Here is an 18129-nt window from a genome sequence, read left to right as displayed (position 1 = left end):
GCCTTTTTCTTATTTTTTGAGTCTGCTTCTTGATACCATCAAAATCATATAGCAAAGCAATCCGAATAATAATGAAATCAATAATGAATGAAGCAAAGCTACCGCTAAATTCAATTTAGTCAAAACAACGAGCATGCCGGTTGTCGCTTGCAACAGAACAATGATGAAAGCGGTGATCCAACCCCAATAGATAACGCGCTGCTGCTTGTAATTCTTAATCGCGTGCCAAGCAATGTAACCGAGCCAAAGGATGATCAACCCTGCTGCAAAGCGATGGCCCATCTGAACCCATTCGTACATATTATTCGGCATAGAGAAATCGCCATTGCGGCACATCGGCCAATCTGCACAAATTAGGCTCGACTCGGTGTGGCGGACCAGCGCTCCCGTATACACAACAATATACGAATACAAAGTCACGCCGATCGTATGGATTTTCAGTTTTTTGCCGATGACTAAACGGTCTGCATCAAATTTCCGGTCGACTTCAAAAATCAGCAAGGTTAATAAAAGAACCGATGCGAATGATAGAAGGGAGATTCCGAAATGAAGCGCTAAGATAAAATCACCTTGGCCCCATAAAACTTGGGCAGCTCCGATCAATGCTTGAAGAACTAAAAAGAAGACAGCCATCACAGCTAGGAATTTAGTTTCGCGGATATGGCCGTATTTTCTCCAAGCCCATACAGAAAGAATGACAATCAAAATGCCGACTGAACCTGTGACAAGGCGATGAGAAAATTCGATCAGTACTTCAGCTGTGATTTCATCTGGAATCAATTTTCCGTTGCAATCTGGCCAATTGCGGCCGCAGCCCATTCCACTGTCAGTTTTTGTGACGAGTGCACCACCGAGAAGGATTAAGAGCATCCCGATAGTGGCTGCTACTGCAAACCATTTTATATATTTGCCTTGTTGCAATTATGCCACCTACTTTTTTTGGATAAAACTTTTAAACGTCCCTTACATACATACTCGATAATAGCGAAAGTTCCAGGAAAACACAATGGAAAATGGGACACAGAGGAAACTTTCAAGATTTGGACATATTAAGTCAAGCTTCACAAACTGTTCAAAAACAATTATTATTCTATCTTAAAATAATTAAGAGACTCATGTATGATAGGAAGAGCGTATTTCTGAGTCGAATTACATGAAAACCATGCTTTTATCAGGAAATTTCAGTTAGATGTAGAAAAAGAACTGGAATTTAGATATAGTTATGGTTAGCGGAATATGCTTACAACTTTGAAAGGAGGGGGTAATATGTCAAACGGCCGGTCTTTGTCTGCGGAAACGCATCAGGCGCCGGAAACGACCACATTCGCCCAGGATTTTCTGGCGCTGATAAAAATCGGAATTGTGAATTCGAATTTGATCACTGTGTTTACAGGACTGTGGTTGGCTTTCCAATTTTCCGACAGGCACTTCCTGCAAGAGTTGGACATCCTCGTCTACACCTTGGTCGGATCAGCATTGATCATAGCAGGTTCTGCAGCAATGAATAACTATATCGATACAGATATCGATCCGTTAATGGCCAGTAAAAAGTCGCGTCCAACTGTAACAGGAAGATTTAAGCCGTCCGCTGTACTGGCACTTGCTTTGTCTTTCATCGTTATAGGCGAAATATTTTTATTTTCTGCTTCAGTTTCTGCTGGTATTTTCGGAATTGCGGGTATACTAGCGTATGTCGTCCTCTATTCGATGTGGTCTAAAAGAAGACATGTCAGCAATACTATAGTAGGAAGCATATCTGGAGCGATTCCGCCGCTAATCGGTTGGGCTGCAGTAGAACCAGCGCTTGGAATGGGCGCTTGGGCATTGTTCTTGATCATGTTCGTCTGGCAGCCTCCACACTTTTATGCATTGGCAATGAAGCGCACGGAAGAATACCGTGCTGCCGGAATTCCGATGCTGCCTGTAGTGAAAGGCTTCCACCGCACGAAAAAGTCGATGCTTGCTTGGGTCTTGCTGCTGTTTCCTCTGCCATTCCTGTTAATGGATCTCGGAATAGGCTTCATCATCTTAGCCACACTTTTGAACGTAGGGTGGCTAACATTAGCCATTAAAGGCTTCAAAGTGGAAGATGATTTGAAATGGGCGAAGACAATGTTCATCTATTCGTTGAATTATATGACCATCTTATTTGTGTCGATGATCATTTTTGCCGTCTTCGTCTAGTTCCAGCATTTCAGTAAAATTTTAACCAAATGAGAGAGAGGGGTATGAAAAGCTATGATTAAAGGGCTTAAGAAATGGCGCCTTTTCGCATTGATGACTGCATTGCTGGTCTTTCTTGCGGGATGTGGACGAGAAGAAATCTCCACATTATTGCCGGCAGGTGAAGTTGCGCAAGATCAATTTAACTTATTGATTTTGTCTACTATAGTTATGGCATTCGTAATTATTGTCGTAACGATTATTTATGTTTTGGCAATCGTTAAATTCCGCCGTTCAAAAGTTGGGGAAGATGTAATCCCGGAACAAGTGGAAGGAAGCGCGAAGCTTGAGTTCTTATGGACAGCGATTCCGATTGTCCTAATTTTGATCCTTGCTGTACCAACAGTTTATTCCACTTTCGATTTAGCTGACGTCTCTACAATGGATGTTCAAGCGGAAGATAGTGATTCAATGACCAACTTAACAGTCAACGTTACGGCTAAACTGTACTGGTGGGAATTTGAATATCCTGAACAAGGCATCGTAACTGCTCAAGAATTGGTTGTACCAACTAATGAACGAGTATACTTCAATTTAATTTCTGCTGATGTTAAGCACTCATTCTGGATTCCATCAATTGGTGGTAAGTTGGATGCTAACCCTGAAAACGTAAACACTTTCTACTTAACGTTCGATCAAGAGTCTGCTGAATTGGAAGACGGCGTTTTCTACGGAAAATGTGCTGAGCTTTGCGGACCTTCACATGCATTGATGGATTTCAAAGTGAAATCAATGGATCGTGAAAGCTTCGACCAATGGGTAGCTGCAATGCAAGAAGAAGCAACTCCTGCTGAAGGTGCACTAGCACAAGAAGGGGAACAGATTTTCGGAGCTGACGGAGCTGGCTGTATCGCTTGTCACGCTGTTTCTGGATCTGGAGCGTCTGGCGGCGTTGGACCGAACGTAGCAACATTCGGCGACCGCAACCGTGTAGCGGGTTACTTAGAACATAACGAAGAAAATATTAAAAAATGGATTGCTGATCCACAAGAATACAAACCAGGCAACTTGATGCCTGATCCTAAATCTTTGAACGATGGAAAAGATTTCACTGAGCAAGAGCTTGATGCGCTTGCTGCTTACTTGATGTCTTTATCCGTTGAAGAGTAGAAGAATCGGAGCTTAAAAAAAGGGAGGTTTACATTGTGAGTTCTATTGCTCAGAAAAAGGGCTTCGGTGCTGCCATGTGGGACTACTTGACAACAGTAGACCATAAGAAAATCGCACATCTATATCTTGCTTCCGGAGGAATTTTCTTCCTAATCGGCGGGATAGAAGCGATGTTAATCCGAATCCAGTTAATGAAAGCCGGAAACGATTTCCTTAGTGCTGGAACGTATAACGAAGTATTGACAATGCACGGAACGACCATGATTTTCTTGGCAGCCATGCCAATATTGCTAGCGTTTATGAACGCGATCATGCCTTTGCAGATCGGCGCACGTGACGTAGCATTCCCATTCCTGAACTCTTTAGGATTTTGGCTGTTTTTCTTTGGTGGAGTTTTCCTAAACCTTTCATGGTTTTTAGGCGGCGCACCGGATGCCGGATGGACGAACTACGCATCACTCGCCATTGCATCTGAAGGGCACGGGATTGATTTCTATGCACTTGGATTAACGATTTCCGGTTTTGGTACGTTGATCTCGGGTATCAACTTCTTAGTTACAATCATTAATATGAGAGCGCCAGGGATGACGTACATGAGAATGCCGTTATTCACTTGGACGACTTTCGTAGCTTCTGCGTTAATCTTATTAGCGTTCCCTCCACTAACTGTTGGAGTATTCTTTATGGTATTCGACCGTATGTTCGGAGCTAATTTCTTCGATGTAACAATGGGAGGAAATACAATTATCTGGGAGCATTTGTTCTGGATCTTCGGTCACCCGGAAGTTTACATCTTAATCTTGCCGGCATTCGGTATCTTCTCTGAAATCTTTGCGATTTTCTCTCGCAAGCGTTTGTTCGGATACACTGCATTAGTATTCGCAACAATTCTGATCGGTTTCTACGGATTCATGGTTTGGGCTCACCACATGTTTACTGTAGGTTTAGGGCCAACTGCTAACGCGGTCTTCGCATTAGCAACAATGATTATCGCGGTTCCAACTGGTGTTAAAATCTTCAACTGGCTATTGACCATTTGGGGAGGAAGCATTTCGTTCACCACTCCTATGATGTATGCGATTGGATTTATTCCTTCATTCGTTGCAGGTGGGGTAACAGGTGTTATGCAAGCCATCGCACCACTAGATTACCAGCTTCACGATTCTTACTTTATCGTTGCCCATTTCCACTACGTAATTGTTGGTGGGGTAGTGCTCGCGATTTTAGCTGCTACTCATTTATACTGGCCGAAAATGTTCGGTACAATGCTTAGCGAAAAATTAGGGAAATGGACTTTCTGGTTGTTCTTTATCGGATTCCATTTAACATTCTTTATCCAGCATTTCCTTGGTCTTATGGGAATGCCACGCCGCGTTTATACGTTCGGCGCAGACCAGGGCTGGGACTTGTTCAACGCAATCAGTTCTTTAGGTGCCTTGTTCATGGCACTTGGTGTAATCATTCTATTGGTTAACATTGTTATGACTAGCATCAAAAACGAACGTGTCGGCAATGACCCATGGGGCGATGGCCGTACACTTGAATGGGCGATTGCATCACCGCCGCCGTTCTATAACTTTGCTCAAACTCCGTTAGTTCGCGGTCTTGATACATTCTGGATCGAGAAGATGGAAGGCAACAAAGAAGGAATGGTCTACGCTGAACCATTAGAAGAAATTCACATGCCTAACGGTTCATTTGTTCCTGTCGTAATGTCATTTGGTTTATTTGTAGCTTCATTTGGTGCTCTTTACAATATGGACGGAGACAAAGGATGGACAATCCCAGTCATCATCATTGGACTAGCGATTACTTTCGGCTCAATGTTGTTCCGTTCACTTAAAGATGACCTAGGATTCCATATCTCAAAAGAAGAATTAATGAGAGATGCTAAAGGGGGTAAATCGGATGGACTTAAATAAAAAATATACCCCTCAATCGTGGCCGGATCATCCTGAAACGGCTACTATGGAAGGTAAAAATAAATTCGTCGGTTTCTGGCTGCTTCTAGCAGCAGAAACTGTAACTTTTGCTTCTTTGTTTGCAACTTACCTTGCATTGAAAGACAAAGGTCCAAGCGGCATGGAATTCGCGGCTTCTAATTTATTTGAACTTCCGCTCGTATTTGCGATGACAATGATTCTTTTGACTTCATCGTTAACAAGTGTTTATGCGATGTATCATATGAAAAACCATAATTTCAAAGCGATGCAGGCATGGCTTGGAATTACCGTATTGCTTGGTGCTACTTTCCTTGGATTGGAAATTTATGAGTTCAACCATTATGTCCATTTAGGATTCGGTTATACGCATAGTGCGTTCAGTGCCGCTTTCTATACACTTGTTGGTACTCATGGAGCCCACGTATTGTTCGGTTTAAGTTGGTTTATCGCATTGATGGTCCGCAACTCAAAACGTGGATTGAATATGTATAATGCGCCTAAATTCTATTTAGTTTCACTATACTGGCATTTTATCGACGTAGTTTGGGTATTTATCTTTACAGTAGTATATTTGATGGGAGTGATCGGTTAATATGGCACACGAAACCCATACACACGTGAGATCACAAACTGAATATGAATATATCCGCCGTCAAAGATCAAAAGAAATGCGCGGTCAGCTAACCTCTTTCGCAATCATGATTTTCTTGACATTGATTGCTTTTACAGCAGTAGCTGCTGACTTTTCTCCATACTTGATTACGCCAATCATTCTGTTATTGGCTGCAGTTCAAGTCGTGCTTCAACTTTATGGTTTCATGCATATGAGCAATAAAGGGCATGGCATGGTTGCATTCTTTATGTTCAGCGGAATGTTCGTAGCATTCATCACGATTCTTGCGCTAGTTACAATTGTTTGGTGGTAAGAATGAGAAAGCCCTCTGTCGACTGACAGGGGGCTTTTTTTGGTTCTACACTAATTGTTGGGGTGTTGAAACAATTCGGCCCAAAAAAAGACACGCAATCTCCAAATTCTTTTATACTTGAAATGTCGAATAACAAGTAAAGAAGAGGAGATGCGTGCACTTGAATTTTACCATGAAATTTCCCGGATTAGAAGATGTGAAAATCATGAAGATGGAACAAGTGGAGGACCGGGTGGCCCTGCATGTGGAGTTGGAAGTGAAGGCACACCGTTGCCCGCGTTGCCAGGAGAAGACCCGGCGTGTCCACGATTACCGGATCCAAAAGATCAAACACCTGAAATGGTTTGAACGCCAGACTTACCTTTTCTATAAGAAGAGACGCTACGTATGCGGGGCGTGCGGCAAGAAATTCGCCGAACAGAATTCATTCATCGGCCGCTATCAACGGTTCTCAAAAGAGTGGAACCAAGCGGTTCATGTGCGCAGCGTCAAGGCGAAAACGTTCAAGGAAGTGGCCGGACAATACGGCGCTTCCGCTTCGACCATCGTTCGGCGTTTCGATCTGGTGGCGCTCCAGGAAGTTACTGAAACCGCAAAATTACCGCGTGTGATCGCCATCGACGAATACAAAGGCGACACCCGCGAAGGAAAGTACCAACTGATTATCGCCGATGGCGAAACGAGAGAACCGATCGATATCCTGCCCAACCGGAAAAAAGAGACGATCAAACAGTATCTCCAACAGCACGGAGCTGCGGTGGAAATCGTCGTCATGGACATGAGCCATTCCTTTAAAGCCGCGGTCAAAAAAGCACTCGGCAAACCGGTGATCATCGCCGATCGCTTCCACTTCTGCCGGTACATTTACTGGGCGCTGGACGCGGTCCGCAGACGCGTGCAGAAAAGTTGGAACGACTATGACCGCAAAAAAGGCAAACGGATGCGCTACGTCTTTTACAAAAACAGTGAGAAGTTAACCGAAAAGGACCGTTGGTACTTGAAGCGGTATCTTGAAATGGATGAGGAGCTCAAACGAGCATACGAACTGAAGGAAGCGTATTGCACGTGGTTTCAGGCAAGCAAAAAAAGAGATCCCGAGGAAATCCTCAAGACCAAAGAAGCGTTGCTGGAATTTTATCGGCTGGTGGAACAAGCGGGCATTCCCGAGTTCCAGAAAGCCATGGGCACCTTCCGAAACTGGCAGACGGAAATCTTGAACAGCTTCTCGTTCAAGTATTCCAATGGTTTCTTGGAAGGCATCAATAACCTGACAAAAGTGATTAAGCGGAACGCGTTCGGCTTTCAGAATTTCGAACGCGCCCGCGCCAAAATACTACTGACACACAAGTATAAGAATATGGGAGTTCACGTTGGTTAGAGTGAGGAAGATTTCACCTCACCCCAACATTTGACGGAGAACCCTTTTTTTGGCTCTGTTTAATAGGATAGAGTTAAGTGTCTTCTAAAAGAGCGGCACACGCGACAGGTGTCTTAAAAGCATGAATAGCACATGAACCCTTAAATGAGGAAAAGGAATTTCTAGCAGGTTTCCTTAAATGAATTGTCATAGTTCGTTCATTGATATAGTTCACACCACACTATATAATGAGGGTACTTATGATAAAGGAGGTATGCAAGCATGCCGATTAGTATTTTCGGATTTCTTGCGTTATGGAGTCCGTATTACTTAGCAGTTCTCGTTCTTATTACAATTTTGTATTTTATGCTTACGATAAAATGGAAAGACAAATTCAAAGATAGCGAGCCTCTAAAAACGAAAGAAGCGATTCTTTTCGTTTCAGGTATGGTGTTGCTTTATATCATTAAAGGGTCTCCGACCGATCTTCTTGGCCATATCATCTTCTCGATGCACATGGTTCAGATGGCGTTTCTATTGCTTTTGGTTCCGCCGCTTCTTATTATGGGGGTTCCTTCGTGGGTATGGAGAAAGTTTATCAACTTCCCAGTAGTTAAACCGCTCTTTCATTTCTTCACAAAGCCGATGTTAGCGTTGATCTTATTCGGCCTGGTATTTTCTTTTTACCACATTCCGCTCGTTTTTGATTTTGTTAAAACGAGTACATCCATCCATGCAGCGGTAAACGGCATCTTGTTTATCTCAGCAATTTTTTATTGGTGGCCGGTTGTGAATAATTTGGAAGGCTCTTATAAATTCCACGGTTTGAAAAAGCTGGGTTATTTATTTGGTTTAAGTGTCTTGATGACACCAGCTTGTGCGCTGATTATTTTCAGCAGCAGCCCATTCTATGCCACTTATTCAGATGGAGAGGCTTGGCTTAAAGCGATGGCTCTCTGTGTACCTGCGGGAACATTGTCGCAGCTGAACTTATCCGGTCCGGAATTATTTACAAACATGTCCACTGTAGAAGACCAACGAACTGGCGGCATTGTCATGAAAGTCTTGCAGGAATTAGTGTTTACTGTTTTCCTATGGTTGGTATTCTATGAATGGTTGAGAAATGAGAATGATAATGCTGATGAAATTACGGCAAAATCTATTCAAGACAGAAAAAATATGGCTTATCACAGGCACAATGCTTAATGAGTTAAAAAGGGGATAAATCTAGATGAATTTGCCGGTATTACCGACCATCAGCACATTTTTTATTGTATTAAGCGCAATTTTGGTAGCGATTGGCTGGTATTTAGTCGTCAACCGCAAAATTGAAGCGCATAAAAAAGTCATGTGGGCGGCTGGAGCCTCCGCATTGACGTTCTTTATCATATACATGTCCCGCACGATTTTCATCGGCAATACTGCCTTTGGAGGACCTGATGAATACAAATTGATCTATACGATCTTTTTGATTTTCCATATCACTTTGGCAACGACAGGTGGAGTTATGGGGCTGATCACTATTTGGCTTGGCTGGAAAAACCGCTTGGACAAACACCGGAAATTGGGTCCTATCACAAGCATCATTTGGTTCTTTACAGCAATTACAGGAGTCGTCGTATACTTACTGCTTTATGTTATCTATGAAGGCGGACATACGACTTCAGTCTTTAAAGCGATATTAGGCGGATAAAAAAGAGTCGTCCCGAGAAGTCATGCGGGACGACTTTTTTGCTGTGTATCGATCATGAAAAGGAAGAGGCTTTGGGCTAAGTGAAATACTACTTAGCCCAAAGCCTCTTTTTATACTTTAAAATCAATTTTAATCATTCCGGCTTCACGTGCAGAAGTGAATAGGATGACAATGAGAGGCCCGATGAAGAAACCAAGTACCCCGAAAAGCTGGAGGCCGATATACATGGCAATCAGCGTGGCGAGAGGAGAGAGTCCGATTTGTGTCCCCATCACTTTTGGTTCGACGGTTCTGCGGATGATTAATAGAACCAAAGCCAATATCGCGAGCTGGGTTCCTTGATAAACGTCCCCAATGATGAATTGGTAGATAAACCAAGGCGTCAGGACGATGATAGATCCGAGAATCGGGATGAAATCGATGATCCAAATTACTAAGGACATCACGATTGCATACTCTGGAGCTATGAATAATAAAGCAATTAGAGAAACGATGAAAATAATGACGGATACTAAAAATTGCGCTTTTAGAAAGCCGAAAATCACATTGTTCAATCGGGCAGCCATAAAGCGTACTTTTTCAGCGGTGGATTCTTTCAACCGCTTGAAAAGCATCTCTCTCAAATTCAGCAATTCAAGCATGAACAGGAACAATGCAATCAAAAAGACGATGAAGCTGACCAAAAATGAAGGGATGCCAGTCAGCAAATTGGTGACAGTATCGTAATTGACGATGGTGAGCACCCATTCCCGGATGCCGTCTAAAAATTGGGCGAGCTCTGTTTCAAATGAGGAAATCACTTCTACAGGCATCTCTTCCGTAGAACGTAAAAAGAACGATTGAATTTCTTCCCACATATCGGATAATGAATTGATGTAATCGGGAACCATTTTTGAAAACTGGATGATCCTCCCGATCAATTGGGTGACAGTCCAGTAAAGAACGGCCGAGACGATAAGAAGAAATAAGACGAAAACCGTTAATACAGCATTTTTTCGTCGCCATTTAAAGCGCTTTTGGACAAACCCGACAAACGGTTCCAAAAAAATAGCGGTCAATAGGCCGATAATCAAAGGGATTGAAATCGGCAATATGTATATCGATATCAAAATTAACGCCAAGAGCACAAGTGCTGTTGTAAGCACTCTTTTATTTAGCCATTTCCGCACGATGAACCTCCTAATAATTGATTAATAACAGTATACCAATAACCAGTTAAAACGAACGGGGAAAAATAAAAAAAACCGCAGTTCATTGAACTGCGGCCGTTTTATTATGCTTTGATTTTGAACGATTCAACATCAGCTTGAATCGATTTCAGCACTTCTGTGCATGATTTGATCAAGTGTTCGGGGAAGTGTTCATCTTCGCCGTATTCAACGCCGTGCGGGTAGTAGTGTTTGCCTAGAACTGGCTTTAACACATGGACTACTGCGTCTCCAGCATCAATGTCTCCATCAATTGCGTATGCGAATACGCGCAGATAAAAAGTGCCTTCATGAACTTTGAATTTGCGGTCGAAAGTTACGCGTTCGTAATCCCATTGACCTTCTTTAGTTAAACCGTGTTTTCTCATAATGTCATCAAGCAATGTGAAATCTACTTGAATGCCTTCAAGTCCTGTATTCTCAAAATACATAGGATCTCCTCCTCTAAATCAAAACTGACTAAATGCTTCTTTAATAATAGATCATATTCGAACTTGTTGCAATGGCTAGATTGTGTCAGAATACAGACGACTGTTATAATTATGAAACTAGTGGAGTTAAGGAGCTGATCGATTGAAAGACTTATTGAAGATCATGATTTTTCTCTCGATTATTCTAATCGTGTTCTTTTATTTTGATTCACCGACAGAAGAAAATGAGGTTTTGGAAGCACCACCGACAATGGATCCATTGCCAGCGAAAGATATTGTCGAAAAAAACATGGATGTTGAACGCCCGGCAGAAGGGATTTCCACTTATATTGGCCAAGATACAGATGAATGGCTGAACGACTACGGCATGCCAGACCGGATCGAACCTTCCGCTTTCGGCTACGAGTGGTGGATTTATAATAGCTCTTTCTCCAACTATATGATGGTAGGTGTAAAGAATAGTAAGACTGTCCAAGTATATACGGCAGGAACTGCTACAAATGCAGCTCCGTATGAAATCGGCCAAACATTGGATGAGCTATACCGCTTTACGATTGTTGAAAATGAAATAACCGTAAAATATGGAACGAATATCTACACCTTCAATTTAGGTGCAGAAGATATAAACAGGCGATTGTTAGTGAGTTTTGATGAAGTCTATGCACAGCTTTATATTGATGTAGAAGACGATAAGCTGGAAGCTGTACGTTTTATGGATGCTGAAACGCTCATCAGGCACCAGCCGTACGATATGATGTTTGTCGGCGATTTGCTGCCGCCGATTACTCCATCATCAGGTTTGCAGCAATCAATTGATGAAGCGAATGCAAAACAGATTGTTGATTTGACAAATGTTTATCGTTTGCACCATCAGCGAAATCCTTTATACGAAAATCCTTCCATCAATCTATTGGCAAGGGAACATAGTGAAAATACAGCGAAAAAAGATTTTTCTTCTCAAGAAATCGAGCTGGAAAATTTAAATGACCGATTAACCGCAGCAAATATTCTTTTTAATGAGGCTGGAGAGAACACTGCGACACAATATTTTGATGCAGCTGAAGCCGTCCATGGGTGGATTAATTCATCGGATCACCGGGAAACTTTGCTTTCCGATAAATTCAATCAAATCGGTGTAGGGGTATTTGGAAAATACTACACGCAAAACTTTATTTACCAAGAACCGACGAGTGCAGAAAAACAGTAACAAGCGTTCATCGTGTATTTAACTTCCAATCATGCATTTCTGAATATAGGAAAATGCCCGATTTTCTGCTATGATGATAGCGTAGAGGAGGAGATCACTATGTTTATGACCTATGAATGGGTTGAAATAACTGACTCTGCAGAAGAGTTGAGCGAAATGATATTGCAGTCGGAACAAGCAGAGATTTACCGAGATGCTTATAATTCCGTCTATAACGATAAAGATCTTGCAGCGGAAATCCAAGCTTTTGCAAGATTGAAAGAGCAGTATGAAGAAGTACAGCGGTTTGGCAAATACCATCCCGAATATCATCGGGTGATGAAGCAAATCCGTGTCGATAAACGCCGGCTAGATCTGAATGAGCAGATAGCGGCTTTGCGGCTTGCAGAAAACGATCTTCAGGACTTGATGGACCAAGTAAGCTTCATCATCGGAAGATCGGTTTCAGAGGCGGTTAAGATCCCATCGAGCAATCCTTTCTTCTCATCCGGGTCTTCTTGCGGTGGAAGCTGCGGGACTGGCGGCGGCTGTTCTTGCTCCGCTTAATCAGCAGCAAGGAAATGGCTATAAGTCTATAAAAAAACTGTGCAGCATTTCGCTGCACAGTTTTTTATTGTTTGTTTTGAAGTTCTTCAATTAAAGGAACCGCGATATCTGGGCGGCGGGTAATGATGCCTTTCGCTCCAGCCGCGACCAAAGCCTTTATTTCTTGAGCGTCATCGATTGTCCAATAATGCACCGGAATGTTCAAGTTCCTTAAGAATGAAATAAATCGGTGTGAATCGAGCCTGAACATAGAAGAGCGTACTGGAATTTGGAACACATCAGCTCTTGGCTGGTAAAGATGGCCAAATTGGCTGTTGAAGGCCGTGTAGGCTTTCCGCACTTCGTTTTCACCAGCGCCGATTGCTACGCGGTTTTGCGCATAAAGATTAAACCGGTCAATTTGTTCGTCAAAGAAACTGGTGACGACAACGCGGTCCTGGACATCCATTGATTCGATCAAGCGCCATAACTTAGAAGGGATCAAACTGCCTTCATATGTTTCTGGCGAGTCTTTGATATCAATATTGACGAGCATATGCGGGAATTTCTTGAACAATTCTTTCAGCAATATTACTTTCTCGCCTTTTCCTCGGTAGGAATGTCTTCCGTCTATATCAATAAAGTGATAGCCTAGATCAAACTCACGCAGCTCTTCTAAAGACATATCCGCGATGCGGCCAGCTCCATCCGTGGTCCGGTCTACGTATTCGTCATGAAAAACCAGGATCTCTTCATCTTTTGTTAATCGGATATCAATTTCAAATCCTTGTACGCCTAATTCCGCAGATTTACTAAATGCGGCCATTGAATTCTCAGGGGCAATTCCACAGCCGCCGCGATGAGCTAATACGATAGGCTGTTGATAATCCAAAGCTTCCTTATGAGGCCGCTTTTGTGGATTAGCTATTGCTTTAGTCCCTGCCCATGCCGCTGCTCCAACCGCTACTGCAGCAAGGCTGATTTTCGTTTTCTTCCCCATCTTATGTAATACCCCCTCAAAAATATAACTATAGATATTATAGCGAACTATCCGATTTAGTGTTAGTTTAATCCGATAGTGTTTTGTTCACTATACCCCAAAAATTCCATTTCATTCGCCCCACAAAAAAAAGTTCGGCTACGCTGTCGGGTTTTCCGCGGAAAATGGGAACTGGAGTGCCTGAATTGTTGTGGTTGCGGCATTTTTCTTACCTATGGTATTCTAAACTAAATACATTGAACCTACACACGAGCAAACTCGTCTGCGCTTAAGTGAGAGCTGAATAGCCCAGGATTTAAGATCCATAGGCGCCAGGGCTTTAAAGCGTGCGGAATTGATATGCCGTTGAATCGGTAGAAAAGAGGGGAATTTATGCGAGATCGTCAAGGCCTCATTGTCTACGTACATCATTTGAAGCAAGCTAAATCATTGCGCAAATTCGGACATGTTCACTTTATCTCGAGAAAGCTGAAATATGTCGTACTTTATATGGACCAAGAAGCAATTGAAAACACGAAAGCGAAATTATCGAAGCTTCCTTATGTCAAACAAGTGCTTGAATCCTACCGGCCATTCATTAAAACCGAGTATGAAAATGCAAAACCGGACAAAGCGAAAGAATACGACTATAAGATCGGCCTCTGATTATTGCATTGGCGGAATGTAGTGATTTAACCGCAAGATGGCAATCAAGTGGCTGAAGTACATGGTTTTTTCCACATAGACAGAAGAATGCTTAACTTCCATTTTTATTGGCGTGTGTCCTTGTTCGGTTACAGCCTGCTCGAAAATAGCCAAGCGCTTGGAGTCCTCCGGAATCCCTTCGCGGCAGAGGTAGATTGGCATGAAATTGCCTTCTTCTGCAGGTTTAAAAGCAGCTGCAATTGATAGAACAGCTTTTCCGTCCTTATCCTTGGACATAAATACGAATCCATGAAGAAAACGGTGTGAATTTGTGGCGATCAGTTCCCGGAGCTCGTATATATCTCCGTAACCTTCTCCAAGTTCGATAAAACGTTGGATCATGATAGCACGTCCTTTCCAAAATCCATTTTACCATTACCAAAAAACTTATCCAGAAGAAATTTAGCAAATAAGAGGCGATAGTATGCGTGTTGTAGCAGGAACAGCAAAAGGGCTGCCATTAAAAGCGGTGCCCGGGACTTCCACAAGGCCCACTACAGATAAAGTGAAAGAATCCATCTTCAATATGATCGGCCCATTTTTTGATGGCGGCACCGCTGTCGATTTATTTGCAGGAAGCGGCGGGCTTGGCATTGAAGCATTAAGCCGTGGGATTGATCGGGTTATTTTTACGGATAAAGACCGGAAATCGATTGAGACAATCCGAGCGAATCTTGAAAAGACAAAGTTGCAAGAGCAGGCGGAAGTCTATAAAGTGGAAGCGGAACGAGCCATCAAAGCAATGAAAAAAAATGGGATCCAAGCAAGATTAATGTTTTTGGATCCACCGTATCATTTGGAAAAATCCTATGAATTAATGGATAAAGCTGCAGAAATCGGCATCATGACAGAAGATTCAATTGTGGTCTGCGAACACGCAAAAGAAGTGGAGCTCGAAGCAGAGACAAAGTATTTTGAGCGGTTCAAGCATGAGCCATACGGCAGCACCGTCATTTCAATTTACCGTTTTAAAGGGGAAGAGGGAGAAGAGATTGAGTAAAATTGCAGTTGTGCCAGGAAGTTTCGATCCGATTACAATGGGGCATTTAGACATTATCAAACGAGCTTCTACTATCTTTGATGAAGTCAAAGTAGTGGTCATGAACAATTCATCGAAGAACCCGCTTTTCAATGTCGATGAACGAATGGACTTGATTGCGGAAGTCACCCGTTCGATTCCCAATGTTCAAGTCGACTCATTTGCGGGTCTGTTGATCGATTATTCCATTGAAGTGAAAGCGAATGCTATCGTCCGAGGGCTGCGTGCCGTCTCGGATTTCGAATACGAGATGCAAATCACTTCCATGAACCGGTTCTTAAATGAAAACATTGAGACTTTGTTTATGATTTCGAACAATCAGTATTCATTCTTAAGTTCGAGCATTGTCAAAGAAGTAGCGAAATACGGCGGCAGTATCAGCGGATTAGTGCCAGCAGCAGTAGAAGATGCATTAAAGCAGAAATTCATTTAAGTCACGTTTTGCGTGGCTTTTTGTAATTGAGCTGCTAAAAAGAAAGGAGCAGCGTATGAAGAACAAAAAACTGATTATCGTGGTACTTGTAGCCGCATTGGCTATTTTCGTTTCGACGTACCGCTTAGACCTTTATATTACCCGACCAGGCGGCGCTTACGAATTGAGCCCTCTAGTGAAAGTTGAAGGGGGAGATGAAGACGACGAAGGGACATTGAGCCTTATGACTGTTTCGATGTTGAATGCGACGCCTTCCCTTTACCTATATGCCAAAGTGAAAGACAGCTACAAGGTTTTAAAGCCGGAACAAGTCCGAAGTCCGCATGAAAGCGATGAAGAATACAACGTCCGCCAACTAAAGCTGATGTCGGATTCCCAGATCAACGCTTTGCAGGTAGCTTTCGAACAAGCAGAATTGCCTTATGAAGTGACCAATAACGGAGTGTTCGTTTTAAATGTGCTAGAAGGCGGCGCGGCAGATGGAACGCTGCAGGCAGGGGATCAGGTGCTGTCACTGGATGGCAATGAATTTTCTGCCCAACAGGAATTTGTCGATTACATTTCGAGCAAAAAAGAAGGGGAATCAGTAGAGGTTGTCTATGAACGCGACGACCGGGAAATCACCAATGAAATCGAACTGGCTCCATTGCCAAGTGAAAAGGAACGCATCGGACTCGGAATATCATTTGTAGAAAATAAAGATATTATGACAACTCCGAAAGTGGAGATTGATTCCGATTCGATTGGCGGACCTTCTGCAGGCTTGATGTTCACACTGGAAATCATCAATCAGTTGCTGGATGAAGATATTACAAAAGGCTATAATGTAGCAGGCACTGGCACAATGGCCAGTGATGGAAGTGTAGGAAGAATTGGCGGCATCGACCAGAAAATCATCGCTGCCGACAATGAAGGAATCGAAATTTTCTTTGCTCCAGATGATGAAGCCGAAGGCGTAGATGAAACCAATTACGACGTTGCGGTGGAAACGGCTGAGAAAATCAATTCAGACATGGAAATTGTTCCGGTTCAAAATGTCACAGATGCACTTGATTATTTAGCGGAGTTAGAAGCCAAATAATAGGGCGGTGTGGAATATTCCTGTTGAAGATTGGCAATGCCCATACCGGATAAATACATGTAGCTTGCATGAATATCGAGTCCTCCCATCCCGTCGCTGAGGTCAGCGGCGCGGCTGATAAGGGGGAGTTCGATATTCTTTTTTTGCGTATTGAGGTATTGCCGGCCGGCTTCTGTCATTCCCAGCAAACGTAGATAGGAAGGCTTTTCAAAAGAACGCAATTGTTCCCATGTGAATCCGGTATAAATATGGGTGAGCATGCGCTGGACTCGGGTTCTTGTAAAACGTTTGGATTTGATTCGCGCAATGAATTCTTCAAAATAGGGTTCTTTTTTTGCCGCTTCGTAGATGAGGTTTTCTATTCCTTCTGTCACTTCAGCAAATCGTTTTAGATTTTCCGGCCGCTCTCGCAAGATAATGGTACGAAGTACTGGGTAAAATAATTCCCAGCTGCCAAATACACCGTGAACGTCGTGAAATGAAACAAGGGAATCGATAGAAGCGGCAGGCATAAAACGTGAAAGCTCTTCAAGCGATCCTTCTTCAAAAAAAGCTTTGCGAATGCCTGTTGCGCTGGCAATCGTCAAATCTTTATTGACCGGATCGTGGTAATTGGCGGCAATCCGCTGTATGGTCAAAGGCTGAATAGCAAACCGGGAATTTTTTGCCGCTTCTATGTAATGGTAGCCAAGGATGTTATTGGGTTGGGATAAATCTGCGAACCCCGCATCCGAGCCAGTAAGCGCTTTGTAAGCGTTGTTCAAGGCTTTTGGATAGCTAATGCCGGTTTGGATAGCTTCATGGATTAAACGGTCGTATTCAGCGCGGTGAGCAGATAATAAGGCATAGGAATTTAAAAACGGTTCGATGGCGCCTTGTTCGCTGCCAAAACAGAAAGATTCGCTGCCGATGGCTTGTAAAAGATGGATGGAGCCTTTTGCAAAATCGGAAGCCTGTCCTGTGGCGTAGACATAAGGAAGTTCGATTACAAGGTCGACGCCGCTCTGAAGGGCCATTTCGCAACGCGTCCATTTATCGACAAAAGCCGGTTCGCCGCGCTGAAGAAATTGCCCGCTCATGACAGCAATGACGACATCCGCACCGGATTTCTTTTTTGCTTGCTCGGCATGGTAAAGATGTCCGTTATGAAATGGATTGTATTCAACAATAATACCTGTAGCTTTCATTTGGCTCTCCCCTTTGGTAAACTTAATCTACAGTATACCGATGTTTAGAAACCCCTGACAAGATTTTATCTTGACATCTTTT

20 protein-coding genes are annotated in these 18129 nt (G+C 43.0%); 14 read left to right on the top strand and 6 right to left on the bottom strand.

Features of this window, described 5'->3' with window-relative positions; all coding sequences use genetic code 11:
• Positions 1-9: 9 nt before the first annotated feature.
• Positions 10-870 (bottom strand): COX15/CtaA family protein, encoded by an 861-nt coding sequence (locus tag AC2EXB_RS13005; RefSeq protein WP_483604751.1) that lies wholly within the window; start codon positions 868-870, stop codon positions 10-12.
• Positions 871-1266: 396 nt separating this feature from the next.
• Between AC2EXB_RS13005 and cyoE the strand changes: the two genes are divergently transcribed.
• From cyoE to AC2EXB_RS12965, 8 genes are all read left to right on the top strand, one after another.
• Positions 1267-2184, top strand: a complete 918-nt coding sequence (gene cyoE, locus AC2EXB_RS13000; protein WP_483601863.1) for a heme o synthase — start codon at positions 1267-1269, stop codon at positions 2182-2184.
• Between the two features lie 54 nt (positions 2185-2238).
• Positions 2239-3333, top strand: coding sequence for a cytochrome c oxidase subunit II (coxB, locus tag AC2EXB_RS12995; RefSeq protein WP_483601861.1), 1095 nt, complete (start codon positions 2239-2241; stop codon positions 3331-3333).
• 35 nt (positions 3334-3368) lie between these two features.
• Entirely contained in the window at positions 3369-5255 is a 1887-nt protein-coding gene (locus AC2EXB_RS12990; protein WP_483601859.1) for a cytochrome c oxidase subunit I, read from the top strand.
• Positions 5242-5868, top strand: a complete 627-nt coding sequence (locus AC2EXB_RS12985; RefSeq protein ID WP_483601857.1) for a cytochrome (ubi)quinol oxidase subunit III — start codon at positions 5242-5244, stop codon at positions 5866-5868. Before AC2EXB_RS12990 ends, AC2EXB_RS12985 begins: the two co-directional genes overlap by 14 nt.
• A 1-nt stretch (position 5869) precedes the next feature.
• A complete protein-coding gene (gene ctaF / locus AC2EXB_RS12980; protein WP_052651070.1) occupies positions 5870-6202 on the top strand; it encodes a cytochrome c oxidase subunit IVB in 333 nt (110 codons plus the stop codon).
• A gap of 154 nt (positions 6203-6356) precedes the next feature.
• A complete protein-coding gene (locus AC2EXB_RS12975; RefSeq protein ID WP_483601356.1) occupies positions 6357-7580 on the top strand; it encodes an ISL3 family transposase in 1224 nt (407 codons plus the stop codon).
• Between the two features lie 261 nt (positions 7581-7841).
• Entirely contained in the window at positions 7842-8765 is a 924-nt protein-coding gene (gene ctaG / locus AC2EXB_RS12970) for a cytochrome c oxidase assembly factor CtaG (protein ID WP_483601855.1), read from the top strand.
• A 25-nt stretch (positions 8766-8790) separates the two neighbouring features.
• Positions 8791-9252, top strand: a complete 462-nt coding sequence (locus AC2EXB_RS12965) for a DUF420 domain-containing protein (RefSeq protein ID WP_251474637.1) — start codon at positions 8791-8793, stop codon at positions 9250-9252.
• 110 nt (positions 9253-9362) lie between these two features.
• Here AC2EXB_RS12965 and ytvI read toward each other — a convergent pair whose 3' ends face one another.
• Together ytvI and AC2EXB_RS12955 are read right to left on the bottom strand one after the other, a co-directional pair.
• Entirely contained in the window at positions 9363-10421 is a 1059-nt protein-coding gene (ytvI, locus tag AC2EXB_RS12960; protein WP_483601852.1) for a sporulation integral membrane protein YtvI, read from the bottom strand.
• A gap of 104 nt (positions 10422-10525) precedes the next feature.
• Positions 10526-10891 (bottom strand): YugN family protein, encoded by a 366-nt coding sequence (locus AC2EXB_RS12955; protein WP_235196651.1) that lies wholly within the window; start codon positions 10889-10891, stop codon positions 10526-10528.
• A 142-nt stretch (positions 10892-11033) separates the two neighbouring features.
• On the opposite strand from AC2EXB_RS12955, the gene AC2EXB_RS12950 reads away from it, so the two are divergent.
• Together AC2EXB_RS12950 and AC2EXB_RS12945 are read left to right on the top strand one after the other, a co-directional pair.
• Entirely contained in the window at positions 11034-12098 is a 1065-nt protein-coding gene (locus tag AC2EXB_RS12950) for a CAP domain-containing protein (protein ID WP_235196650.1), read from the top strand.
• Positions 12099-12197: 99 nt separating this feature from the next.
• A complete protein-coding gene (locus tag AC2EXB_RS12945; protein WP_235196649.1) occupies positions 12198-12644 on the top strand; it encodes a YlbF/YmcA family competence regulator in 447 nt (148 codons plus the stop codon).
• 64 nt (positions 12645-12708) lie between these two features.
• On the opposite strand, the gene AC2EXB_RS12940 is transcribed toward AC2EXB_RS12945, so the two are convergent.
• A complete protein-coding gene (locus tag AC2EXB_RS12940) occupies positions 12709-13623 on the bottom strand; it encodes a glycerophosphodiester phosphodiesterase family protein (RefSeq protein WP_483601850.1) in 915 nt (304 codons plus the stop codon).
• Between the two features lie 372 nt (positions 13624-13995).
• On the opposite strand from AC2EXB_RS12940, the gene AC2EXB_RS12935 reads away from it, so the two are divergent.
• Entirely contained in the window at positions 13996-14268 is a 273-nt protein-coding gene (locus AC2EXB_RS12935; protein WP_235196647.1) for a YlbG family protein, read from the top strand.
• Here AC2EXB_RS12935 and AC2EXB_RS12930 read toward each other — a convergent pair whose 3' ends face one another.
• Positions 14269-14649: a DUF7147 family protein gene (locus AC2EXB_RS12930; RefSeq protein ID WP_235196646.1), complete on the bottom strand. Its 381-nt coding sequence runs from the start codon at positions 14647-14649 to the stop codon at positions 14269-14271.
• Positions 14650-14731: 82 nt separating this feature from the next.
• On the opposite strand from AC2EXB_RS12930, the gene rsmD reads away from it, so the two are divergent.
• From rsmD to AC2EXB_RS12915, 3 genes are read left to right on the top strand one after another with little or no spacing between them, the layout of a single operon-like run.
• Positions 14732-15307 (top strand): 16S rRNA (guanine(966)-N(2))-methyltransferase RsmD, encoded by a 576-nt coding sequence (gene rsmD, locus AC2EXB_RS12925; protein WP_483601848.1) that lies wholly within the window; start codon positions 14732-14734, stop codon positions 15305-15307.
• Positions 15300-15779 (top strand): pantetheine-phosphate adenylyltransferase, encoded by a 480-nt coding sequence (gene coaD, locus AC2EXB_RS12920; protein ID WP_483601846.1) that lies wholly within the window; start codon positions 15300-15302, stop codon positions 15777-15779. The genes rsmD and coaD overlap by 8 nt, the downstream gene beginning before the upstream one ends.
• A gap of 55 nt (positions 15780-15834) precedes the next feature.
• Complete coding sequence (locus tag AC2EXB_RS12915; RefSeq protein WP_483601844.1) at positions 15835-16860, top strand: SepM family pheromone-processing serine protease; 1026 nt, start codon at positions 15835-15837, stop codon at positions 16858-16860.
• Here AC2EXB_RS12915 and AC2EXB_RS12910 read toward each other — a convergent pair.
• The gene (locus AC2EXB_RS12910; RefSeq protein WP_483601842.1) at positions 16833-18047 is read right to left on the bottom strand and encodes a nucleotidyltransferase; all 1215 of its coding nucleotides are present in this window, start codon (positions 18045-18047) and stop codon (positions 16833-16835) included. The two genes, AC2EXB_RS12915 and AC2EXB_RS12910, sit on opposite strands and share 28 nt — an antisense overlap.
• Positions 18048-18129 lie beyond the last annotated feature (82 nt).

Source organism: Planococcus alkaliphilus, from assembly GCF_057031095.1.
The sequence above is the reverse complement of the archived record's forward strand: the minus strand, read 5'-3'. Positions and strand labels throughout refer to the sequence as shown.